The sequence below is a fragment of the Tatumella sp. JGM130 genome, assembly GCF_018257525.1.
In the GTDB taxonomy this organism is placed as follows: domain Bacteria; phylum Pseudomonadota; class Gammaproteobacteria; order Enterobacterales; family Enterobacteriaceae; genus Tatumella; species Tatumella punctata.
In genome coordinates this window covers 1-18,845 of the sequence record NZ_JAERJS010000009.1, presented here as the reverse complement: position 1 = coordinate 18,845, position 18,845 = coordinate 1, and the positions used below count along the sequence as shown (strand labels likewise).

General features: G+C 49.5%; 19 protein-coding genes. 6 read left to right on the top strand and 13 right to left on the bottom strand.

The window, feature by feature from the left end:
• Window positions 1-193: 193 nt before the first annotated feature.
• From ydgH to JK211_RS06130, 3 genes are all read right to left on the bottom strand, one after another.
• Window positions 194-1,147 (bottom strand): DUF1471 family protein YdgH, encoded by a 954-nt coding sequence (gene ydgH, locus JK211_RS06140; protein ID WP_212707795.1) that lies wholly within the window; start codon window positions 1,145-1,147, stop codon window positions 194-196.
• A 269-nt stretch (window positions 1,148-1,416) separates the two neighbouring features.
• A complete protein-coding gene (gene uspE / locus JK211_RS06135) occupies window positions 1,417-2,376 on the bottom strand; it encodes a universal stress protein UspE (protein ID WP_212707794.1) in 960 nt (319 codons plus the stop codon).
• Window positions 2,377-2,500: 124 nt separating this feature from the next.
• On the bottom strand, window positions 2,501-3,256 hold the full coding sequence (locus JK211_RS06130) for an FNR family transcription factor (protein WP_212707793.1): 756 nt from the start codon (window positions 3,254-3,256) through the stop codon (window positions 2,501-2,503).
• Between the two features lie 341 nt (window positions 3,257-3,597).
• On the opposite strand from JK211_RS06130, the gene JK211_RS06125 reads away from it, so the two are divergent.
• A complete protein-coding gene (locus JK211_RS06125) occupies window positions 3,598-3,936 on the top strand; it encodes a YegP family protein (RefSeq protein WP_212707792.1) in 339 nt (112 codons plus the stop codon).
• Between the two features lie 35 nt (window positions 3,937-3,971).
• Here JK211_RS06125 and JK211_RS06120 read toward each other — a convergent pair whose 3' ends face one another.
• From JK211_RS06120 to JK211_RS06110, 3 genes are all read right to left on the bottom strand, one after another.
• Entirely contained in the window at window positions 3,972-5,192 is a 1,221-nt protein-coding gene (locus JK211_RS06120) for a sugar transporter (RefSeq protein WP_212707791.1), read from the bottom strand.
• Between the two features lie 113 nt (window positions 5,193-5,305).
• Entirely contained in the window at window positions 5,306-5,866 is a 561-nt protein-coding gene (locus JK211_RS06115) for a cytochrome b (RefSeq protein ID WP_212707790.1), read from the bottom strand.
• A 183-nt stretch (window positions 5,867-6,049) separates the two neighbouring features.
• On the bottom strand, window positions 6,050-7,312 hold the full coding sequence (locus JK211_RS06110; RefSeq protein ID WP_212707789.1) for an MFS transporter: 1,263 nt from the start codon (window positions 7,310-7,312) through the stop codon (window positions 6,050-6,052).
• 92 nt (window positions 7,313-7,404) lie between these two features.
• On the opposite strand from JK211_RS06110, the gene JK211_RS06105 reads away from it, so the two are divergent.
• The 3 genes from JK211_RS06105 to bioD all read left to right on the top strand — a co-directional run bounded on the left by JK211_RS06105 (window position 7,405) and on the right by bioD (window position 10,435).
• Window positions 7,405-8,301 (top strand): LysR family transcriptional regulator, encoded by an 897-nt coding sequence (locus JK211_RS06105; RefSeq protein ID WP_212707788.1) that lies wholly within the window; start codon window positions 7,405-7,407, stop codon window positions 8,299-8,301.
• Window positions 8,302-8,411: 110 nt separating this feature from the next.
• Window positions 8,412-9,638 carry an ROK family transcriptional regulator gene (locus JK211_RS06100; protein WP_212707787.1) on the top strand — a complete coding sequence of 409 codons (1,227 nt, stop codon included), beginning with the start codon at window positions 8,412-8,414 and terminating at the stop codon, window positions 9,636-9,638.
• 107 nt (window positions 9,639-9,745) lie between these two features.
• A complete protein-coding gene (gene bioD, locus JK211_RS06095; RefSeq protein WP_212707786.1) occupies window positions 9,746-10,435 on the top strand; it encodes a dethiobiotin synthase in 690 nt (229 codons plus the stop codon).
• Between the two features lie 50 nt (window positions 10,436-10,485).
• On the opposite strand, the gene JK211_RS06090 is transcribed toward bioD, so the two are convergent.
• The 3 genes from JK211_RS06090 to ydfG all read right to left on the bottom strand — a co-directional run bounded on the left by JK211_RS06090 (window position 10,486) and on the right by ydfG (window position 12,052).
• The gene (locus JK211_RS06090) at window positions 10,486-10,743 is read right to left on the bottom strand and encodes a DUF1161 domain-containing protein (protein WP_212707785.1); all 258 of its coding nucleotides are present in this window, start codon (window positions 10,741-10,743) and stop codon (window positions 10,486-10,488) included.
• Window positions 10,744-10,783: 40 nt separating this feature from the next.
• Window positions 10,784-11,131: a DUF1283 family protein gene (locus JK211_RS06085; protein WP_212707784.1), complete on the bottom strand. Its 348-nt coding sequence runs from the start codon at window positions 11,129-11,131 to the stop codon at window positions 10,784-10,786.
• Between the two features lie 174 nt (window positions 11,132-11,305).
• Window positions 11,306-12,052: a bifunctional NADP-dependent 3-hydroxy acid dehydrogenase/3-hydroxypropionate dehydrogenase YdfG gene (gene ydfG, locus JK211_RS06080; RefSeq protein ID WP_212707783.1), complete on the bottom strand. Its 747-nt coding sequence runs from the start codon at window positions 12,050-12,052 to the stop codon at window positions 11,306-11,308.
• A gap of 372 nt (window positions 12,053-12,424) precedes the next feature.
• On the opposite strand from ydfG, the gene guaD reads away from it, so the two are divergent.
• Window positions 12,425-13,759 (top strand): guanine deaminase, encoded by a 1,335-nt coding sequence (gene guaD, locus JK211_RS06075; protein WP_212707782.1) that lies wholly within the window; start codon window positions 12,425-12,427, stop codon window positions 13,757-13,759.
• Between the two features lie 70 nt (window positions 13,760-13,829).
• On the opposite strand, the gene hpxO is transcribed toward guaD, so the two are convergent.
• The 4 genes from hpxO to JK211_RS06055 form a co-directional block, all read right to left on the bottom strand.
• Window positions 13,830-14,987: an FAD-dependent urate hydroxylase HpxO gene (hpxO, locus tag JK211_RS06070; RefSeq protein ID WP_212707781.1), complete on the bottom strand. Its 1,158-nt coding sequence runs from the start codon at window positions 14,985-14,987 to the stop codon at window positions 13,830-13,832.
• 355 nt (window positions 14,988-15,342) lie between these two features.
• Window positions 15,343-15,630, bottom strand: coding sequence for a hypothetical protein (locus JK211_RS06065; protein ID WP_212707780.1), 288 nt, complete (start codon window positions 15,628-15,630; stop codon window positions 15,343-15,345).
• Window positions 15,631-16,112: 482 nt separating this feature from the next.
• Window positions 16,113-16,604 carry a M48 family metallopeptidase gene (locus tag JK211_RS06060; protein WP_212707779.1) on the bottom strand — a complete coding sequence of 164 codons (492 nt, stop codon included), beginning with the start codon at window positions 16,602-16,604 and terminating at the stop codon, window positions 16,113-16,115.
• A gap of 334 nt (window positions 16,605-16,938) precedes the next feature.
• On the bottom strand, window positions 16,939-17,205 hold the full coding sequence (locus JK211_RS06055; RefSeq protein ID WP_212707778.1) for a DksA/TraR family C4-type zinc finger protein: 267 nt from the start codon (window positions 17,203-17,205) through the stop codon (window positions 16,939-16,941).
• A 238-nt stretch (window positions 17,206-17,443) separates the two neighbouring features.
• Here JK211_RS06055 and JK211_RS06050 point away from each other — a divergent pair, with 238 nt between their 5' ends.
• Window positions 17,444-17,998 (top strand): DUF1440 domain-containing protein, encoded by a 555-nt coding sequence (locus tag JK211_RS06050; protein ID WP_212707872.1) that lies wholly within the window; start codon window positions 17,444-17,446, stop codon window positions 17,996-17,998.
• Window positions 17,999-18,845 lie beyond the last annotated feature (847 nt).

Genomic DNA, 18,845 nt, shown 5'->3' with positions numbered 1-18,845 from the left:
TTCGCGCTGAATTGTGTTTAAAACCAGCAGAAGCTGCTGAGATAGTAAAATTGGCTGAGATTTTTCACCAGAATAACAGGCCGGTGATTCTACGGAGTGGCAGGGGGTAACGCAATCTGTAAAGCGGGGAAAAACAGGCCGCAGCACAGAACACGGGTAACAAAATATTACCCGTGCCTGAGGGGATCCGGACTTACTTAAATAATTCTGCAGTAACGGTCAGATTACCGCCGCTCTGGTTTTGCCATTGGCGGGTAATATGGTAAAACTTCGCGCCTTTATCAGCCGCCCGACGGGCGATGGCGTCAGAAATTTCCGTCGGGGTGCCGAAGTGGTCAGTGATGGTAACAGTAGTAAACGGCGTCATCTGTGCGGCGGTAATCGCACTCAGTTCCTGAACTGACGTACCGTCTGGCAGTTTGACCGTATAACGCTGGCCGGTACTGGTCTGGGTTTCGAAGAAACGACCGATATTTCTGTCCGGCGTGTCAGAAGAGGCCACTCCCGGAATTTCCACTTTGGCTGCCGCGGCGCCGCCTGCGGCTAATGCGGCTTTACCGGCTGCAGAGTTCGCCGGGATAGCATCAGGGCTTTGTACCTGACGCTGTCTGGCATCGGCCTTATAAACATAGGCGGTGACAAACTGATTGCCACCATTGTTGGCATCAATCTGACGAACAATAAAGAAAGAGGCTGCGTTTTTGTCTTTGGCGGCACGGGAGATGGCATCCACGACATCAGGCTGGCTCGGGAAGTAGCCGCTGACAGAAACCGTATCAAAAGGCTCTAAACGGTAGGCGACATTTTTAGGCAGCTGAGCAACGCCATTGTACTTACGGTAGTCGGTATTTTTAACCACTTCCGGCGCATCTTTATGGTAAAGGTCTGCGGTGACGCGCCAGTTACCACTATTACCCGTGGCATCGTTTACGCCCTGAATATAATAGGCGGCGGCACCCAGTTCATCGGCACGCTTTGAGATCGCGGCACTGGCATCAATCAGAGAATTAAAACGGCCATTAATATTAATACGTTTGAAGGGCTGTAATGCTGCTGCTTTTTCTGGCGCCAGCTCCTGGGCTGCAAACGCATTAACAGCAGTAACGGAGAAAAGAGCTGCTGCTAAAAAAGTGTTCTTAAGCTTCATAAAAATAATCCTTCGCCTTGCTCAAAAAAGAGTACGAAATCGTCCCGGACGTTGATGTGTAACCTGTTTGTGGTTGATTATTACATGTAAAAATTGTGCTGTCTCAGCCAATTTATGCATTTATCCTGCCAGCGATAAAAAAAGCAGATTCCGGAGATTGCGGCATTTTTATGACAATCAGATGACAGAAAATTCAGGGCAGGATGTCGGATGGCGGGCAGGTCGCTGCAGATCAGATAACCCCCCTGTGTCTGCACAGGGGGAAGGCATTAGTCGTCTTCGGCATCATCCTCTTCGTCTTCCGCTTCTGCTAAGACGAAATCATCAGGTTTGAATACCAGTAAGTCGCAGCGCAGATGATCGATCACCTGTTCTGCGGTATTGCCCAGAAATGCGGCTGACAGCCCGGTACGGCCGATGGTACCCAAAACCACCACCCCCGCGTCCAGGGTATTTGCCAGCCCGGGAATAACCTCTTCAGGCTCGCCTTTATCGACATGGGTAAATTCATCACCAATCGAGAAGGTCTGGCGTAATGTTTTCATCGCAATCAGATACTGACCGCGGATGGCATCATTATAGGTTTGCGGGTCAAAATCAGGCAGCTCAATTGCGATATTTACCGGTGTCAGAGGATAAGCCCCCACCAGATGTACTTCCGTATGATTGACCATATCAGCCAGTAACTGACTCTCACGCACCAGTTTATGATTAAGGGCATCATGGCCGGGGTCTTCGCTGGCAAGGTTCACCGCCACCAGTGCCTTGCCTTTTTCCGGCCAGGGCTGATCCTTAACCATCCAGACAGGAGAAGGGCATTTACGCAGGATATGCCAGTCAGTCGGTGTAAAGATCACAGACTCCAGCCGGTCATACTGGTGGGCCATTTTCAGGACCAAATCGTGCTGATGCTGTGATACTTCCTGAATAATGGCCTCATGGGGGCGATTGTGCCATACCACCTTGATATTAATATTTACACCGGCATCAATATACGCCTTTGCCTGATGACGGATCCATTCCGTGCGCTGATCAATGACACCCTGACGCATACTGGCCCGCTCATCGGGGGACAGTAAGGTCGTCATTTCGTAGGAAAAGTCATAGATAGGGAGAAATGCTTTTATTTTACCGCCAATGCGCTGGTTCAGATAGACGGCACGCCGCAATGCGGGCTGGTCGTCCTGCTCTGCATCAACAGCCACGAGGATATTCTGATATCTGGACATTCTGACATCTCCTTGTAAAAGCCTGAGGATTTAAAGATAGCCTGGCTTAGATGGCGGGAGAAGGAAAAATTAAAAAACCGGAAACTGACGGTCGTTTTACCGTACGGTTCCGGTTATCCCGGGCTCAGGGACTGCAGGGGGAGGTTTGTCCTGCCAGCTCAGTCAGCATCTGGTGATTTTCGATAGTGATATATTTACCTTTGACTGCCAGCATACCGCTTTTCTGAAAACGCCCCAGCAGACGGCTGATGGTCTCGACTGTCAGTCCCAGATAGTTACCGATATCGCCGCGGGTCATGGTCAGACGGAATTCACGCTGTGAAAAGCCGCGCTGGGCAAAACGGCGAGACAGGTTCCAGATAAAGGCAGCCAGACGTTCTTCGGCGCTCTTTTTCGACAGCAGCAGGATCATGTCCTGGTCACTTTTGATTTCACCGCTCATCAGACGCATCATTTGCTGGCGCAGGGCCGGCATTTTTCCGGACAGGTCATCGAGGGTGTCAAAAGGAATTTCGCATACCATTGAGGTTTCAAGGGCCTGAGCGAAGCTCGGATGATGACTGCTGATAATAGCATCGAAACCGACAAGGTCACCGGCCAGATGAAAACCGGTAATTTGCTCATCGCCCTGTTCGGTAATGGTATAGCTTTTCAGGGTACCGGAACGAATTGCATAAAGTGATTTTAATTCATCTCCTGCTTTAAAAAGGGATTGTCCTTTCTGAATCGGTTTTTTACGCTCAATAATATTATCCAGTTGATCCAATTCATGTTCATTAAGAGTGAAGGGGATACATAGCTGGTTAATACTGCAGTCCTGACAATGAATTGCACAACCGCCAGATTGAACGCGACGAATAATCCTTTTTTCTGGAATCATAATTCAGTTCCGGTAGTGGTTAACTGGCCATAATTTTAACATTTTTCGCGAAGAAAAACAGGTTTACACGCAGGTGCTTATGAAAAAATTTTATAATTTAAAATTTATATTTAAATAAGGTATAAATTCATCAGCTTACTGAAGGCGAGTATAAACTACTTTGTTACCACAGGATAAGTGTGGTTATGCAATTCGTGCCAATTGTGATACAGATTCAGATTTTACTCAGGCATAACACGATCACCCTCGGCGGTATCTCAGAAAAAATACGCAGGATCTATTGCGTTATCACGTATCTGCGTAACACTTAAACCGTGTCTGTTAATTTTCAAGGGGCGAGTATGAGCGGTAAATATGACGTTTTCCGGGGGAAAGACCAGCAGTATTATTTCCATCTCAAGGCAGCAAACGGGGAAGTTATTCTCAGCAGTGAAGGCTATAAAGAGAAGAGCGGCTGCCTGAACGGGATAATATCGGTACAGAAAAACAGTGCTGACGATCATAACTATCAGCGTCTGACCGCTAAAAATGGTGCACCTTATTTCACTCTGAAAGCACAAAATCATCAGGTTATTGGTTGCAGCGAAATGTACAGCACTGTGGCAGCGCGGGAGAAAGGCATTGAATCGGTGAAAAAAAATGGTCCGGACAGCCCGGTAACGGAACTGTCCGCAGAGTAACCTCCGCTCAAATCCCCGGCGTACCGGGGATAGCATTACAGGTTAGAGCGTAATTCAGGGTATTTTTTCAGGCCGTACAGGCACCAGCCCAGACTGACCAGGGCAAATGCGGCACCCACATACCCGACCAGCCCCATACCCAGATGGCTGCTGACCTGATTACCAATCAATGCCCCGGCGCCGATACCAATATTATAAATCCCTGACATCAGAGACATCGCAACATCTGTTGCATCCGGTGCCAGAGACAGCACCCGCACCTGCATCGACAGGTTAATCAGCATCATGGCGATCCCCCAGACAATGCACACAGTAATGATACTGCCCGGGTGGGTGGCGGTAACCAGCAATAATCCCATACACAGCATAATCGCGGTAATTGCACCGGCTAACAGTGATGAAGGGAAGTGTTTACCCAGTGACGAGAACAGCACACTGCCAAAGATACCGGCTGCGCCAAACAGTAATAACAACAGGGTCGTGAAGTTTTCACCCTGTTGTGCCAGCTGTTGCATAAACGGTTCGATATAGCTGTAAGCCGTATAATGGGCGGTGACGACCAGGGTCACCAGCAAATACATGCTCATCAGCGCCGGGCGGCGCATCAGCAGCGGCAGGCTACTCAGGGAACCCGTATGTTCACTTGGTAATTTCGGCAACAGTTTTATCAGCATAACCATCAGCACCAGTGATGAGATAGCGATAATACCGAAGGTGGAGCGCCAGCCCATAGTCTGACCAATAATCCGGCCAAGGGGAACACCTAACACCATTGCCAGTGCTGTACCGGTGGCAATCATACTCAGTGCCTGGGTTTTCTTGCCCGGCGGTGCAATCCGGATAGCCAGTGAGGCGTTGATCGACCAGAAAACAGCGTGGGTGATGGCAATACCGACCCTGGAGACCAGCAGTGCGTTAAAATCCCAGGCGAAGGCTGACAACAGATGGCTGGCCGTAAACAGTACCAGCAGGATCACCAGCAAAAAGCGGCGCTCGATATTGCGGGTCAGCAGCATCAGCGGTAATGACAGTAAGGCGACGCACCAGGCATAGATGGTCAGCATAATCCCTACATCAGCCGTTTTCATATTGAAACTGGCACCGATATCCGACAACAGCCCGACGGGGACAAACTCGGTGGTATTGAAGATGAAGGCAGCCACCGCCATCAGCAGCACTCTTAACCATGCTACTTTACGTGAGCCTGGCGGGTTATATTGCGGGTCTTCTGGCTGGCAGGAAGATTCAGCTATCATAAAAAGGCTTTTTCCTTGGCGTTAGGTGATCTCAATCACATTATTCGCGTATTGTGACGAATTTGAACACAGGATTAAACCTTTAATTAGTCTGATAAACAGAATGCAGATGTTTATGGGTGCGGCGGAATTCTGCGTGATGGCAGCATCCTGCGCAGAGTGTTATCCCGCAGTAAAAAATGATGGATAATGGCGGCCAGCGCATGTAACCCAATCAGCCAGTAGCCCGCATCTGCCAGGGTTTCATGCCAGCGGATGATTTGACGACTGAGGCCGGGGTCAGGGCGGGTGGTGACCGGCATCAGTATGCCAAACAACGGCCACGGCTGGCCACGCAGATAGCGCGATGCGACTCCCATCACCGGTAATGACAGGAATAACAGATATAACAACTGATGTACCGCAGAAGATAGACGGTGCTGCCATTGTCTTGCCAGTGACAGTGGCGGAGGGGCCGGATAGCGCAAGCGCAGTAACAGCCGCAGACAAATCACCGCAAAGACCAGAACACCGCAACTGAAATGGGTCATTATCACCATCTTACCTTGCCAGGAACCACGTACTGCCAGCCCGCGCAGTTCAATAGTCCCGTAAACAATAATCAGCAGCACTAATGTCAGCCAGTGCAGACGGATCTGCCAGCGGTGATAGGTTGTATATATACAATCTGGCATGGTGTTCTCCGTGACGGATCGGCGCGGGTCATCGGGTGATGGTTGTTACCGGCAGAGACTGTTGCGGCAAGTATAGAGACTATTACAATCAGGCTAAAATATTCTTACGAATATATACAATCGGAGGTAAGGTGACAGCAGCAGTCGTACCGGTATCCGCACACGGATACCGGTAAAAAGCAATCAGCGGGCAGGTTGCAGGCGGTTCATCAGTTTATAACCGACGCATAATGCCAGTATCAGCAGCACCGAGATAAACCCGACAACGCCTGTCCAGCCAAAATGGCGCCAGAAAATCCCCCCGGAAGTCCCGGCCACACTGGAACCAAGGTAATAGCAGAACAGATACATTGATGACGCCTGGCCTTTGGCCCGCCGGGCCCGCACCCCAATCCAGCTGCTGGCAATCGAGTGGGCGGCAAAGAATCCGCCGGTAAACATCAGCAGTCCCGGCAGGATCAGCCAGACCGGGGAGAACAGGGAGACAAGCACCCCGGCCAGCATCAGACTGACGGAAAACAAAAATACCGGGCCGCGGCCAAACCGGACGCTCATCGCACCGGCTTTCGGAGAACTCCATGAACCGGCGAGGTAAACCACCGAAATTAACCCGACGGTTGCCTGACTCATGGAGTACGGTGCGTGCAGCAGCCGATAACCAATATAGTTAAACAGAGTGACGAAAGCCCCCATCACCAGGAAGCCGATAATAAACAGCAGGGGCAAGCCTTTATCGCGGAAATGCAGGCGGAAGTTAATCAGCAATGCTTTAGGCCGCAGACGTACCGGCCTGAAATGGCGTGATTCCGGTAAAATTTTCCAGAACATAAATGCGGCAGCCAGCGCGCAGCAACCAATACTGAGAATAGCCACTCGCCAGTTAAAGAAATCGGTGATCACGCCGGTCAGTAAACGTCCGCTCATCCCGCCGATAGAATTACCACTGATATATAACCCCATCGTAAAAGCCAGTACGCCGGGGTGAATTTCTTCGCTCAGATAGGTCATTGCCACAGCAGCAACCCCGCTGAGAGACAAGCCAATTAAGGCCCGCATAATCAGGATCCCGGTCCAGTCGGACATCATACCGGACGCCAGGGTACAGCAGGCTGCAAGCAGCAATGCACCAACCATCATTGATTTCCGGCCAATGGCATCAGAAATAGCGCCGGTAATTAACAGGCCGAATGCCATACAGGCGGTGGAGATTGACAGGGAGACCGAGCTCATTGCGGGGGAGATATTAAACTGATGGGAAAGCACCGGTAATACGGGCTGTACGCAATAGAGCTGAGCAAAGGTGGCAAGGCCGGCAGAAAAAAGAGCAATAGTGACCTGAATAAAAGAAGGGGTGCCGCGGGTAATAAAGGGTGATTTACTCCGGCGTTGGGCAGGACTCTCTTCTTCCGCCAGCGGAAGAGTTGTCGCCCGGGACGTGCTGTTCATGAACATTCCTCAGTGATTGGTGTGCGCTAACTCTAGGAAAAGGTTAATAAGTTGTCTAATATATTAATAATCTCAAATAAGATAATTAACATATGAATATCGAGCTGAGGCACTTACGTTACTTTATTGCGGTGGCAGAAGAACTGCATTTCGGGCGGGCAGCAACAAGACTTAATATCTCCCAGCCTCCTCTGAGCCAGCAAATTCGCCAGCTGGAGGAAGCGATAGATGCAAGGTTATTCGCCAGAAACAATCGCCGTGTCGAACTGACCCCGGCCGGAAAACAGTTTCTCAGTGATGCAAGGGCGATACTGGCTCAGGTGGCGCAGGCCAGTGAGCGGGCATCACGCCTGCATTACGGTGACAGCGGAGAACTACGGCTTGGTTTTACGTCATCGGCGCCGCTGATAAAAAAAATATCCGAGGCGGTATACCGTTATCGTCTGACATATCCTGATGTGCACCTGCATATGCAGGAAATGAACAGCCGCCAGCTACTGCTTCCGTTACAGGAAGGGCGTATTGACCTGGCGATTATGAGAAATACGGCTCTGCCTGATGATCTGCAATATCGTTTACTGCAGAAAGAATCCATGTATGCGGTAGTGCATAAGGACCACCGGCTGGCCGGACAACGGCAGGTGTCGATTCGTCAATTGCGTGATGAGCCTTTTGTTTTCTTCGATCATCAGGGCGGTACGGCACTTTACAGTGAGATACTCGGTCTGTTACTGAGAAACCAGATAACGCCGAATATTACCCTTGAGGTTGAAGATGCGGTAGCAATCCTCGGGTTAGTAGCCACCGGGCTGGGGGTTTCTATTCTGCCTGCCTCTTTTCGCCGCGCGAAACTCAGTGAAGTGGTGTGGCTGGAACTCAGCGAGGCTGATGCCCGTACCGAAGTATGGATGGTCTGGTCTGCCCAGCGACAAACAACCGCAACCCTGCAGCATATGCTCGACCTGATGTCACCGGTTAACGGTTTGTGAAAAATCTTGTGTGAAGCCAGTCACATTAAATTATTCTCTGACGTACGGCGCGGCGCTAACCCCCCATAATTAATTTATTTCGATCTGCGAATAAATAGATAAGGGAGGCAGTGTTGACAGACAATCAGCCAGGACATATTGACCATATCAGGCAAATAAATGCCGGTACTGTCTACCGGCTGATTGACCAGTATGGCCCTTTGTCACGTATTGAACTTGCTAAACGAACAAAACTGGCCCCTGCCAGTATCACTAAAATTATCCGCGAAATGTTGCAGGCAGATTTGATCCGTGAATGTGAAATCACCGAACCCGGCAACCGCGGACGCCCTGCCACCGGACTGGAACTCTGCTCTCAGCGCTGGCGATTTCTGGCGATGCACCTTTCTGATCACTGTCTGCGGATAACTTTGCGCGATCTCGGGGGAGGTAAAATAACCGAAAGAGTACAGCCACTGCCTGCGGGTTCGGAGACATCACTGGCCGGCGTACTGGCCGCAGCCGCAGAGGACTTTCTCTGCTGCTATCCGCTATTACCGTCACAGCTGGCAGCATTAGCCGTCACCTTACCCGGGATGGTAAACAGTAATCGCGGGGTGATCCCTAACCGGTCTGACTGTCAGCAGCCGGATATTCCGTTATCTGCCATGCTGCACCAGCGAACCGGCCTGAATGTTTATGTACAGAATGTTATTTCAGCCAGGGTACTGGCTGAGCATTACTTTGGTGCTGCTACGGACTGTCGCGATGTCATACTGGTGGTTTCCGATCAACAGACAGAGGCTGCAGTGATCACCGGCGGGGAATTGCTGCATCAGAACCGTTGTTCACGGGTTGATATTGGTCATACCTGTATCGACCCTGATGGCAGCTTATGTGACTGTGGCAATAGCGGTTGTCTGAATACCCTGGCCAGCACTGAGAGTCTGCTGGAACAGGCCAGACAGCAGATAGCTGAGTATCCCGACAGCCTGCTGCACCAGTCCCCGTCCGCGATTACGGATATCCGCGAGCTATGCATTGCTGCGCTCTGCGGTGATACCCTGGCCAGCGGGATTATTACCAGAGCGGGGCATGTTATTGGCTACAGTCTGGCGATGATGGTGAATATTTTTAATCCCCAACAAATACTGATTGATTCGCCGCTTAACACTGCAGCAGAAATACTGTTTCCTGCCATTAAAAGCCGCATTGAAAAGGCTGCTTTACCGGCCTATAGCCGGCAGGTGAGTATCCGGCAAGCCGCATTAGTCAGGCCGGGGACCCTGGCCTGTACCGCGCTGGTCAAAGATGCGTTATACCGCGGAGAATTGTTAGTAAAGCTTTTCGCGGGGTAAGCGTCACTAAACTTGCGTTAACGCAATTCATACCATCAGTCAGTCACTTAGAATGCATCCTGTATTTTCAAAACTTCTGAACCCTACTGCGAAACCAGGGAGCATACGTGAAAAAAGTGTTTATTACAGGCACGGATACGGCCGTGGGTAAAACAGTCGTATCTCTGGCATTGTTACAGTCTGCTGCTAAGCAGGGGGTGAGTTGTATCGGGTATAAGCCGGTAGCCAAAAATTCACGGCTGACCGATGAAGGGATGCGTAATAATGATGCACTGTTATTGCAGCAGGCATCATCATTGCAACTGCCTTATCAGTGCATTAACCCTTTCGCCCTGCAGGGCGATGAAATCAGTACCAGCCCCGGTTGCCGGGTGGATTATAAGAGACTGAGTGATGGTCTGGAAACCCTTAGTCATCAGGCTGAACAACTGGTGATTGAAGGAACCGGAGGCTGGAACTGTCTGATGAATAATGAACAACCTCTTTCAGACTGGGTGATCAGTGAGCAGTTGCCGGTAATCATGGTGGCCGGGATCAAACTGGGGTGTATTAATCACGCACTGCTGACCGCAGAAGCTATTCTCAGTGACGGGTTACCCTTATGTGGCTGGGTTGCGAACCGTATCAACCCGGGACTGGCCGGATACGCCAGTATTATTGACGTGCTGAAAAAACAGATAGGAGCCCCGTTACTCGGGGAAATACCGTATTTACCTCGTCCTGAGCAGCGCGATCTTACCGGTTACCTCGACCTTTCGTTAAGCGGTGAACCGGGCCTGTCTGCCGGATCCTGTTGAGAATAAAAACAACGGCAGGTATGCCTGCCGTTGTTTTTGCTGCGTCAGTATCAGGATGACGGGGTGCTGCCATCACTCAGACGTTTGTAGACAATTTTCTGAGTATCATTCTGGCAATGACCTACCACCAGTCCGCCTTGCTGATCGGCCTGATCACTCGGTACGATATCAAGGCTGAATCCGGACTCAGGCACACCGTTAGCAATAATTTTCTTACTGATATCTGCTTTCACAGATTCGCAGGATGCCTGTGCGAACAGGGGAAAAACAATTAACAACGCGCTGGACAACAGTACGGATTTTTTCATAGGAAGTACCTTTAATAAAATGAACGGCCCGCTTCGGGGATCAAGGCGTTACCGGACGCCCGGTGCGGCGGTCAAGACAGCGTAAGGTTTTTGGCTCCCAGTATGCGTTCAGGTTTGCACTTTGTTCGCATTTATCCCGGGTATCGTAAGCCTTATCAATCTTACTGAACTCTTTATCAGCCCGCTGATTAATCCTGTTACGCAGGTTACGGGTCTCATCCCATTGCTGCTGGCTTTGACGGGCCTGTTCTTTGGTCAATGCATTATCGCCACTGTCGATAACAACATGCTGTGTTGCCGCCTGACTCGCCACTGCAGCACCGAACAGTCCGCCGCCAAGCAGGATACTGCTAAGGATCACCGGCAATATTGTTGAGTTCACTTTCATATTGAGTTCCTTTTATCGGTTACCGGACAGCACAGCATTACCGTTGCTGCCGGACAAAAGTATAACATTGCTGACGGATTTTCGGCTACTTTTGCCGGTTATCGGTAACTGGTTTAGGAAGGGTTAATCTTTTAGCCGGCCGGCAGCATATTCTCCGGTCCGGCAGGCTGGTGGTTATTGTTTGGTGACTTTAAGGCCGCCGTAAGTCTGGCTGACGGGCATCATTTCCAGAGTATTAATATTCACATGGGCTGGCAGGGATGACACCCAGAACACCGCTTCTGTCACATCATCCGGTGTCAGGGCCTGAGTACCGTCATAGACTGAACTGGCTTTACCCTCGTCACCTTTAAAACGTACGTTAGAGAATTCGGTGCCGCCGACCAGACCGGGTTCGATATTGGTGACCCGTACAGCAGTGCCCTGTAAATCTGTACGCAGATTCAGGCTGAACTGGCGGACAAATGCTTTTGTTGCGCCATAGACATTACCTCCCTGATAAGGCCAGTTGCCGGCAGTGGAACCGATATTAATAATATGACCTTTGTTACGGGCCACCATGCCAGGCAGAACGGCACGGGTTACCATCACCAGACCTTTAGCATTGGTATCGATCATTGTTTCCCAGTCATCAGCGTTGGCCTGCTGGGCAGGTTCAAGGCCTAATGCCAGCCCGGCATTATTGACCAGGATATCGATATCCTGCCATTCTGCAGGAAGCTGACTGATGGCCTGATCAATCGCTGCACGGTCACGGACATCCAGCTGCAGCGGCAGAACACTTTCACCAAACTTATCTTTTAGCTGTTGCAGGCGCTCTGTACGGCGGCCGGTAGCAATAACTTTATGGCCGGCATCAATAAAACGGCGGGTGATAGTCTCACCAAAACCTGCGGTTGCACCTGTTACCAGAATAATCATATCAAGACCTTACCTTTCAGCGGTGGAGTTTCAGAGGTATGACAACATAGCATTGATGTTGCGGGGATGCCTACTTATTAATACTTCAGAAGTAATTACCGGAGAGGCATAACGGATGCAACATGATAATGACCCTCTCTGCCTGTTGTGACTGACGGATATACAGCAATCAGCGGGTCAGCTATCAGCAAGGGGAAGTATTCGTGGTGTCGTTTCTCCCTGCGGCAGCATATGGTATAGCAGGGTGCTCTATCATGGTTTTATCGCCAGCGGGTCACTGGCACACCTTTTGCAAGTTTTGCTAATCCAACCGTTTGTATATGAAACTCCGGCAAAACGAATGCCGGGGTAAATGGCTGAGGAGGCCGGAATATGTCACACACGGGGTTACAGGCCATTCGTGCCGCATTTGTCGACTTCGCCGGGACAGTCGCTGACCCTGAGCAGATGATGCAACAATTTCGCTATCTGCCTGACGGGTTGCTGCTGACGGAGGGCGGGAAAATTATCTCTTTAACGCCCTGGCAGGAAACTACCGTCTTACCGGAAAACTGCATATTCAATGACTTTCGTGGTCAGCTGATTATGCCGGGTTTTATTGATACGCATATTCATTATCCGCAGACAGAAATGATCGCCGCCTGCGGAGAACAGTTACTTGAATGGTTAGAGCAATATACTTTTCCGGTCGAAAGTAAATACGGTGATCCTGAATACGCCGCAAAAATGGCGGCTTTTTTTATTCGCCAACTGTTCAGTAACGGAACCACCACCGCTCTGGTATTTGCATCGGTCCATCCACAGTCTGTCGATGCTCTGTTTAGTGAAGCAGAAAAATACGCTATGCGGTTAATTGCCGGTAAGGTCATGATGGATCGTCATGCCCCGCAGTCATTACTGGAAACACCGGAGCAGAGTGCGGAACAGAGCAGGGCGTTGATCGAACGCTGGCATGGTAAAGGCCGGCTGGGATACGCGATAACCCCGCGTTTTGCGCCCACTTCTTCTGCAGAATTACTGCAACAGGCAGGTGCACTACGTAATCAGTATCCGGATGTCTGGATGCAGACCCATCTGAGTGAAAATCTGCGTGAAGTTGAATGGGTACGGGAGTTGTTTCCGCAGCAAGACAGTTACCTCGGTGTATATCACCATTTTGGTCTGACGGGGAAACGCAGTGTATTTGCACACTGTATTCATTTGCAGGATAAAGAATGGGATTGTCTGCAACAAACCGGATCCGCGATCGCATTTTGTCCGACATCAAATCTTTTTCTTGGCAGTGGGCTCTTTCCGTTGGACCGGGCCCGGGCGCAGCATATTCCGGTCGGTATGGGGACGGACGTAGGTGCAGGGACCAGCTTTAGTCTGCTGCGTACCCTGGGGGATGCCTATAAAGTGCAGCAACTGCAAAATAACCGGCTTAATGCCTGTGAAGCCTTTTATCATGCCACCCTGGGCGGAGCCCACGCACTGGATTTACATCATCAGACGGGTAATTTTAATGCGGGTAATGACGCTGACTTTATTGTTATTGACATGGCCGCAACACCTTTACAGGCACTGCGGCAGCGTAATAGTAAAGATATCATCGAGCAGCTGTTTGTTCTGATGACCCTTGGTGATGAACGTAATATTGCTCAGACCTGGGTGAATGGTCAGTGTGTCTGGCAACAAGGGACAACCGAAGCGCTGGCCATCCCCTGAACAAGGGCCTGACAGAATAGGCCGCATCTGCCGGTATTGAGACCGGATACCGACAGATGCGGCAGTGCGCTCAGCCCAGCGGACCGCCTTCGATAGTCTGGCACATTCCTTCAAGTACCCGTTCACCTGTTTCTGAACGCAGTTCAAGGTACCAGTCAGCGGTCAGTTGAGGATCTCTGGCATGAGTCAGATCGCAGCGTTTACGGGCTTTCAGTATCAGATCTTTTGCCCGTTCATTGCGACGATTCTGGTAGCGGAGCAGTGCATCCTCAATACCCAGAGAATGGGATGACAGGGTAGACGCCAGTACTATGGCATCTTCCATGGCTGTACATCCCCCCTGACCAATATCCGGTGTGGTGCTGTGTGCCGCATCGCCGAGCAGTGCCACCCGTCCTTTTACAAACTCCATAAAAGGCTCAATATCATGAATTTCTACCCGATTGGTCGTTTGTGGGTCGATAAGTTCAATCAGTTTACGGACGGGTTCAGCCCAGCCGGAAAAATAGCGTCGCAGATCCTGTTTCAGACTGCTACGGTCTTCGGCCAGCCCTTTGGCTAACGGCACATCAAAGAAAAAGTAAAAACGGTTGCCGCCGACTGGCATCAGAGAGACTCGTTTACCCTCTCCGACAAAAGTGGTCCATTGATCGTCGGGTGCCACAGATTTATCAATAGTCACCAGACCGTTCCAGTTCACATAACCGGCATAGCGGCGTTCGGTTGGTTTGCCCCGCACATAATCCCGTATCACTGAATGGGTACCATCAGCAGCAATCAGAAAATCCCCGCGTGCCTGACTGCCATCATCGAAGCTTACCCGCACTCCGTCAGAATGTTGTTCCACCCGGATAGCCCGTTTACCAAACCGGATATCCTCAGCCGCGTAATGGTTTATCAGCATTTGCTGTAACTCGGCCCTGGCGACGGGGCTGGGGTATTCCCCGACGCGTTCGACCAGTGGCGATAAGCTGAAACGGGTCAGTACGTTGCCGGTGGCGAAATCATGATATGCCATCCATGCCATATTACCGGCCAGTGCTTTAATTTCTTCTCGCAACCCGAGGGCATTAAGGCATTTAACCCCGTTGGGCCAGATGGATATTGCTGCACCGACCGGTTTTATCTGCTTAACGGACTCAAATACTTCAGTCTGATAACCGCAAGCACGTAAAGCCAGTGCGGCACTCATCCCGCCGATTCCCGCCCCGATGATCAATGCTTTCATATGTTCTCCTTTTTCCAGACGGCAGAACTTTGCAACTTTTGTACCAGTTGCAAAGGCACAGCCAGTGAGCATCAGAACGCATTAATACCGGCAGTTAGCAAGAATGACTGTTGACGGAAAGCTGTACCCTGCGCTGTCAGTGTGCATTTCAGAACAATAAGCCAGGGGAATGCACCGTTATGAATCATTACGTGAATTCGGCTGTGTCAGCAACAGAATAAATCCGCAAGTGAGTAACAGTATTTTTTTTCGGCATATAGAATAACTCCTTTAATGCACAGCAATATAACTCCCGGTGGACGGGTTTTTATTTTTTAATAATAAACGCTATACGGCCACTCTGAATTTTTATATTCTATCGGTAACTGATAACCATGACGCCGAGTGAATGCTGCGGATTAATCCAGGTCAGTTTTCGGGTGCCAAGGTCCATCGGCAGAGCACCATCGCGAACGGAAAGGGCTGTCTTCTGGCGGGTTTTAAGCTGCCCCTGCTGACAACGGAATATTACCGAGCCATCAGTGAAAGTCTGGGAACAGGGCGACTGGTATATATTTCCGTTAAATCTTATCATCCCGGCATGGGAATAAAACATGGATAACATCAACAATAAAAAAACAACGGAAAGTTTATATTTTTTCATTACAACCTCCTGTGATTTGTTTATCACTAACCCTGAAGTTAATATATTTAAAATTAATTAAAATAACATTGATCACTGTGATAAATAGACGATATACACTCATGGGTAGTTAACTTACTGGTCGGATTTGTGTTACTGAAGGATATTTAAATTCATACCTGTTTTTACGGTTTAATTATTTTTTGTAGTTCGGATTTTAATGGAAATTAATTTTTTAAAATATGGATATCAGACAGGTTATAACACAGGAGAATACTGGTTATTTGATGTGTACATATAGCTTACATTATAATTACATTTATCTCACTCTGTGAAATATAACACGGCGGGTAGTTTATTATGAAAATATAGCCGATGTTATTAAAGGTAAAGCTGTCCGTATCGCAACTGGCAGGGTATCGCGATTAGCAGTATCAAAAGGATCCTCCGGAGATCCTTTTGCGCTGGCCGGGCTGGTTTTTTCTGTGTGCCGGAAGGTATTGTCAGAGATCTCGCCAGTTCAGCCATAATCTCATATCAAACTCCAGCTGGTGGTAATCGGGTTCCATATGGCAGCATAACTGATAAAACGATTTGTTATGTTGTTTCTCTTTAAGGTGCGCCAGTTCATGGACGACGATCATTCTCAGGAAGTCTTCCGGACCTTCACGAAACAGAGTCGCAATCCTGATTTCGTTATTTGACTTTAGTTTACTGCCCTGTACGCGGGAAACAAAAGTATTGGTGCCGAGGGTACCGGTCACCGGGTTTTGTTTATTGTCATAATATACTTTGGATAGTGCAGGCGCATTTTTCAGGTAGCGTTGTTTGTACTCAGCAACAAACTGATAGAGGGATTTATCACTTTGTACCGAATGCGGCGCTACAGCGTATTTAGCCTTCAGCCAGTCACCCAGCCGTCCCTGATCGGCGAGTGTTTGAACCTGACTGATAATCGCAGGGGGATAACCATTAAGATATCGTAACTGTGTCATAAGAGAGCGATGTAAGATAACAGGGCTGTATCATAACATTAGCGACACAGGTAATAAAAATAACGGGTTATGGCTTTTCACCCTCCGGACGAAGCGAAACAGAAACGGGATAATTTTTGCTGTAAAAATGGCCAGCGTCACGGTGATAATCCGGAACTTATGCGGTGAATCCGCCACAGATTCACCGCATACGGAAAACGGGGTTCAGGCTGAAAATACCCGATGAGGGCAGGGAAGCACCCTCTGATCTGATGGCACAACCTGCACAAATAAGTGACAACGTCACTTTTTATATTTGCTTTACCATAACCCGGAGAATATTAAAGCCAGATAACTAGCGAAGTTGACTGTCTTTACTGCCCCGGCGATTGTACCCGCTGTGTATTTCATCTTGTTTGTCCATTTTGCTCTGGCAACTGACACAATAGCGTACGCCGGCAAGCGCTTTCCGTCGGGCGTCAGGGATTGGTTCTCCGCATTGTTCACAAAACCAGGCGCTCTCTCCGTGTCCGAGATGATCTCTGGCTCTGGCGACCGCATCTTCAACGGTTGCATCAATTTGTTTATTTACTGCGCCATCGTCAGACCATCCGCCAGCCATCTTTTTTCCTCCATCAGGGCCTGTAAACAGTATAAGCCGTTATATTCGTCAGTACAAAAATCACGCTACGGGACTGATGGTGATACGGAGCCGCTTTGCTGCTTTACGGTCCGGAATAACGTAGGGTTAAACGTCGGGATCCGCTGCAGAGCGCCGGTCACCGACTATACTAATCAGTGGGAATTACACAAAAAACAGGTCTGCAGGAGGCGTTATGTGGGAAGAAGCTGGTGGTGATATGTGGCTGCATAAGGTAAACCGGCAAGTGGTATTCCGGACAACACTGATTGGCGGATTTATGAGCTCTCTGGTGAAATGGGGCTCGGAAGTCAATATGCCGCCCAGAGTTCCGGGTGAAATTTCACCGCCGGGGGCGAATATTGATGCGTGGCTGGGATGGCTGGGGGTAAACTCGCATTCTCTGGACTATGTTTACCAGGGGGTGACGGTTCCCGGGGCAATAACGCTGTATCACTGGTTGTTTAGTTTTGTATTTGCATTTGTCTACGTCTTTCTGTCGGCTTATATGCCACGCATCCGACTGTGGTTCGGCGCTTTATTCGGAATTGTCATCACTATTGTGATGCACGGTTTTCTCATCCCGGCACTGGGCTTCCGGAAACCGGTTTATGATCAGGGAGTGATCGGCTGGTTATGGAACCTTAACGGTTATGAGTTATGGAGTGAAATTCTTGGCCATATTTACTGGGCGGTATCGATTGAAATTTGTCTGATTGCCGTACTGGCTTGTTTATCACGGCCATTAAAAGGTAACTGGGTAAAAGGCCTGTAAAGCTGGCCGACTGAGGTGGCCGCAATCGCGGTAACCGTTTTTTCAATTATCCTATGGTGTAACAATCAGAGAAGAGCAGGGAGGCTCGGTTTTTACAGGGGAACGGCTCAGCAATCCGCTGTCTGTTCCGCCTGGCCGGTATTTGCATCAAGTCTCTGTGTCCCAAAGGTTATTTATACCGCAGTAAAAATGGCGTCGCTGTGTTAATTCTGTAAATTTCGCAGGGTACCAGTACCTGTTTTTTTACAGAGCGACGCCTTAAATTTGCCGGTATTTTGTACACCGGCGGACAATAGGCCCGAAATCCGGAGTTTCACGGAAAGATAACAGTGAACTATGCAGAACAGATTGTCCGTCAGCAGCATATGTTGCTCGGGGGGGGTAATTTCATCCCCGCATAACGGTCCCTGACAGGAATGATCAACAAGCCCTCCGGTATGCTGATCAACAAACCGGCGACGAGTTTAGCGTTTCTCTGGAGTCATTATTCTGATGCAGTCACTATGGATTGATAAGGGCTATTCGCGCGGTTTACTGCTGCAGCCATATACCGGGAATCTCGTCCCGACAAGTCTGACAGCAATACAACAGTCCGCGGGTGACACCTGACAATTCCATCAATAGTGGCCGGAGTTATCTTATCAGTAAGGGGATCACTCTTAACGTGAGCTCAGACTTATCTGCAATGAGTGTTCTGAAAGAGAGGTGGTTATCAGCTTAACGACGAAGTTCCATTATTTAACATAATATACATTATGCGCACCAATGTAGGTAGTGTTCAAAATTCTGTGTCATTTCAGTAAACTAATCTAAAAAAAGAGATGACACATGACCAGGCCCACCTTAG

Bases quoted from the DNA above. Each gene is read 5' to 3' on its own strand.
- ydgH (WP_212707795.1), bottom strand. From the start codon at position 1,147: ATGAAGCTTAAGAACACTTTTTTAGCAGCAGCTCTTTTCTCCGTTACT.
- uspE (WP_212707794.1), bottom strand. From the start codon at position 2,376: ATGTCCAGATATCAGAATATCCTCGTGGCTGTTGATGCAGAGCAGGAC.
- JK211_RS06130 (WP_212707793.1), bottom strand. From the start codon at position 3,256: ATGATTCCAGAAAAAAGGATTATTCGTCGCGTTCAATCTGGCGGTTGT.
- JK211_RS06125 (WP_212707792.1), top strand. From the start codon at position 3,598: ATGAGCGGTAAATATGACGTTTTCCGGGGGAAAGACCAGCAGTATTAT.
- JK211_RS06120 (WP_212707791.1), bottom strand. From the start codon at position 5,192: ATGATAGCTGAATCTTCCTGCCAGCCAGAAGACCCGCAATATAACCCG.
- JK211_RS06115 (WP_212707790.1), bottom strand. From the start codon at position 5,866: ATGCCAGATTGTATATATACAACCTATCACCGCTGGCAGATCCGTCTG.
- JK211_RS06110 (WP_212707789.1), bottom strand. From the start codon at position 7,312: ATGAACAGCACGTCCCGGGCGACAACTCTTCCGCTGGCGGAAGAAGAG.
- JK211_RS06105 (WP_212707788.1), top strand. From the start codon at position 7,405: ATGAATATCGAGCTGAGGCACTTACGTTACTTTATTGCGGTGGCAGAA.
- JK211_RS06090 (WP_212707785.1), bottom strand. From the start codon at position 10,743: ATGAAAAAATCCGTACTGTTGTCCAGCGCGTTGTTAATTGTTTTTCCC.
- JK211_RS06085 (WP_212707784.1), bottom strand. From the start codon at position 11,131: ATGAAAGTGAACTCAACAATATTGCCGGTGATCCTTAGCAGTATCCTG.
- ydfG (WP_212707783.1), bottom strand. From the start codon at position 12,052: ATGATTATTCTGGTAACAGGTGCAACCGCAGGTTTTGGTGAGACTATC.
- guaD (WP_212707782.1), top strand. From the start codon at position 12,425: ATGTCACACACGGGGTTACAGGCCATTCGTGCCGCATTTGTCGACTTC.
- hpxO (WP_212707781.1), bottom strand. From the start codon at position 14,987: ATGAAAGCATTGATCATCGGGGCGGGAATCGGCGGGATGAGTGCCGCA.
- JK211_RS06065 (WP_212707780.1), bottom strand. From the start codon at position 15,630: ATGAAAAAATATAAACTTTCCGTTGTTTTTTTATTGTTGATGTTATCC.
- JK211_RS06060 (WP_212707779.1), bottom strand. From the start codon at position 16,604: ATGACACAGTTACGATATCTTAATGGTTATCCCCCTGCGATTATCAGT.
- JK211_RS06055 (WP_212707778.1), bottom strand. From the start codon at position 17,205: ATGGCTGGCGGATGGTCTGACGATGGCGCAGTAAATAAACAAATTGAT.
- JK211_RS06050 (WP_212707872.1), top strand. From the start codon at position 17,444: ATGTGGCTGCATAAGGTAAACCGGCAAGTGGTATTCCGGACAACACTG.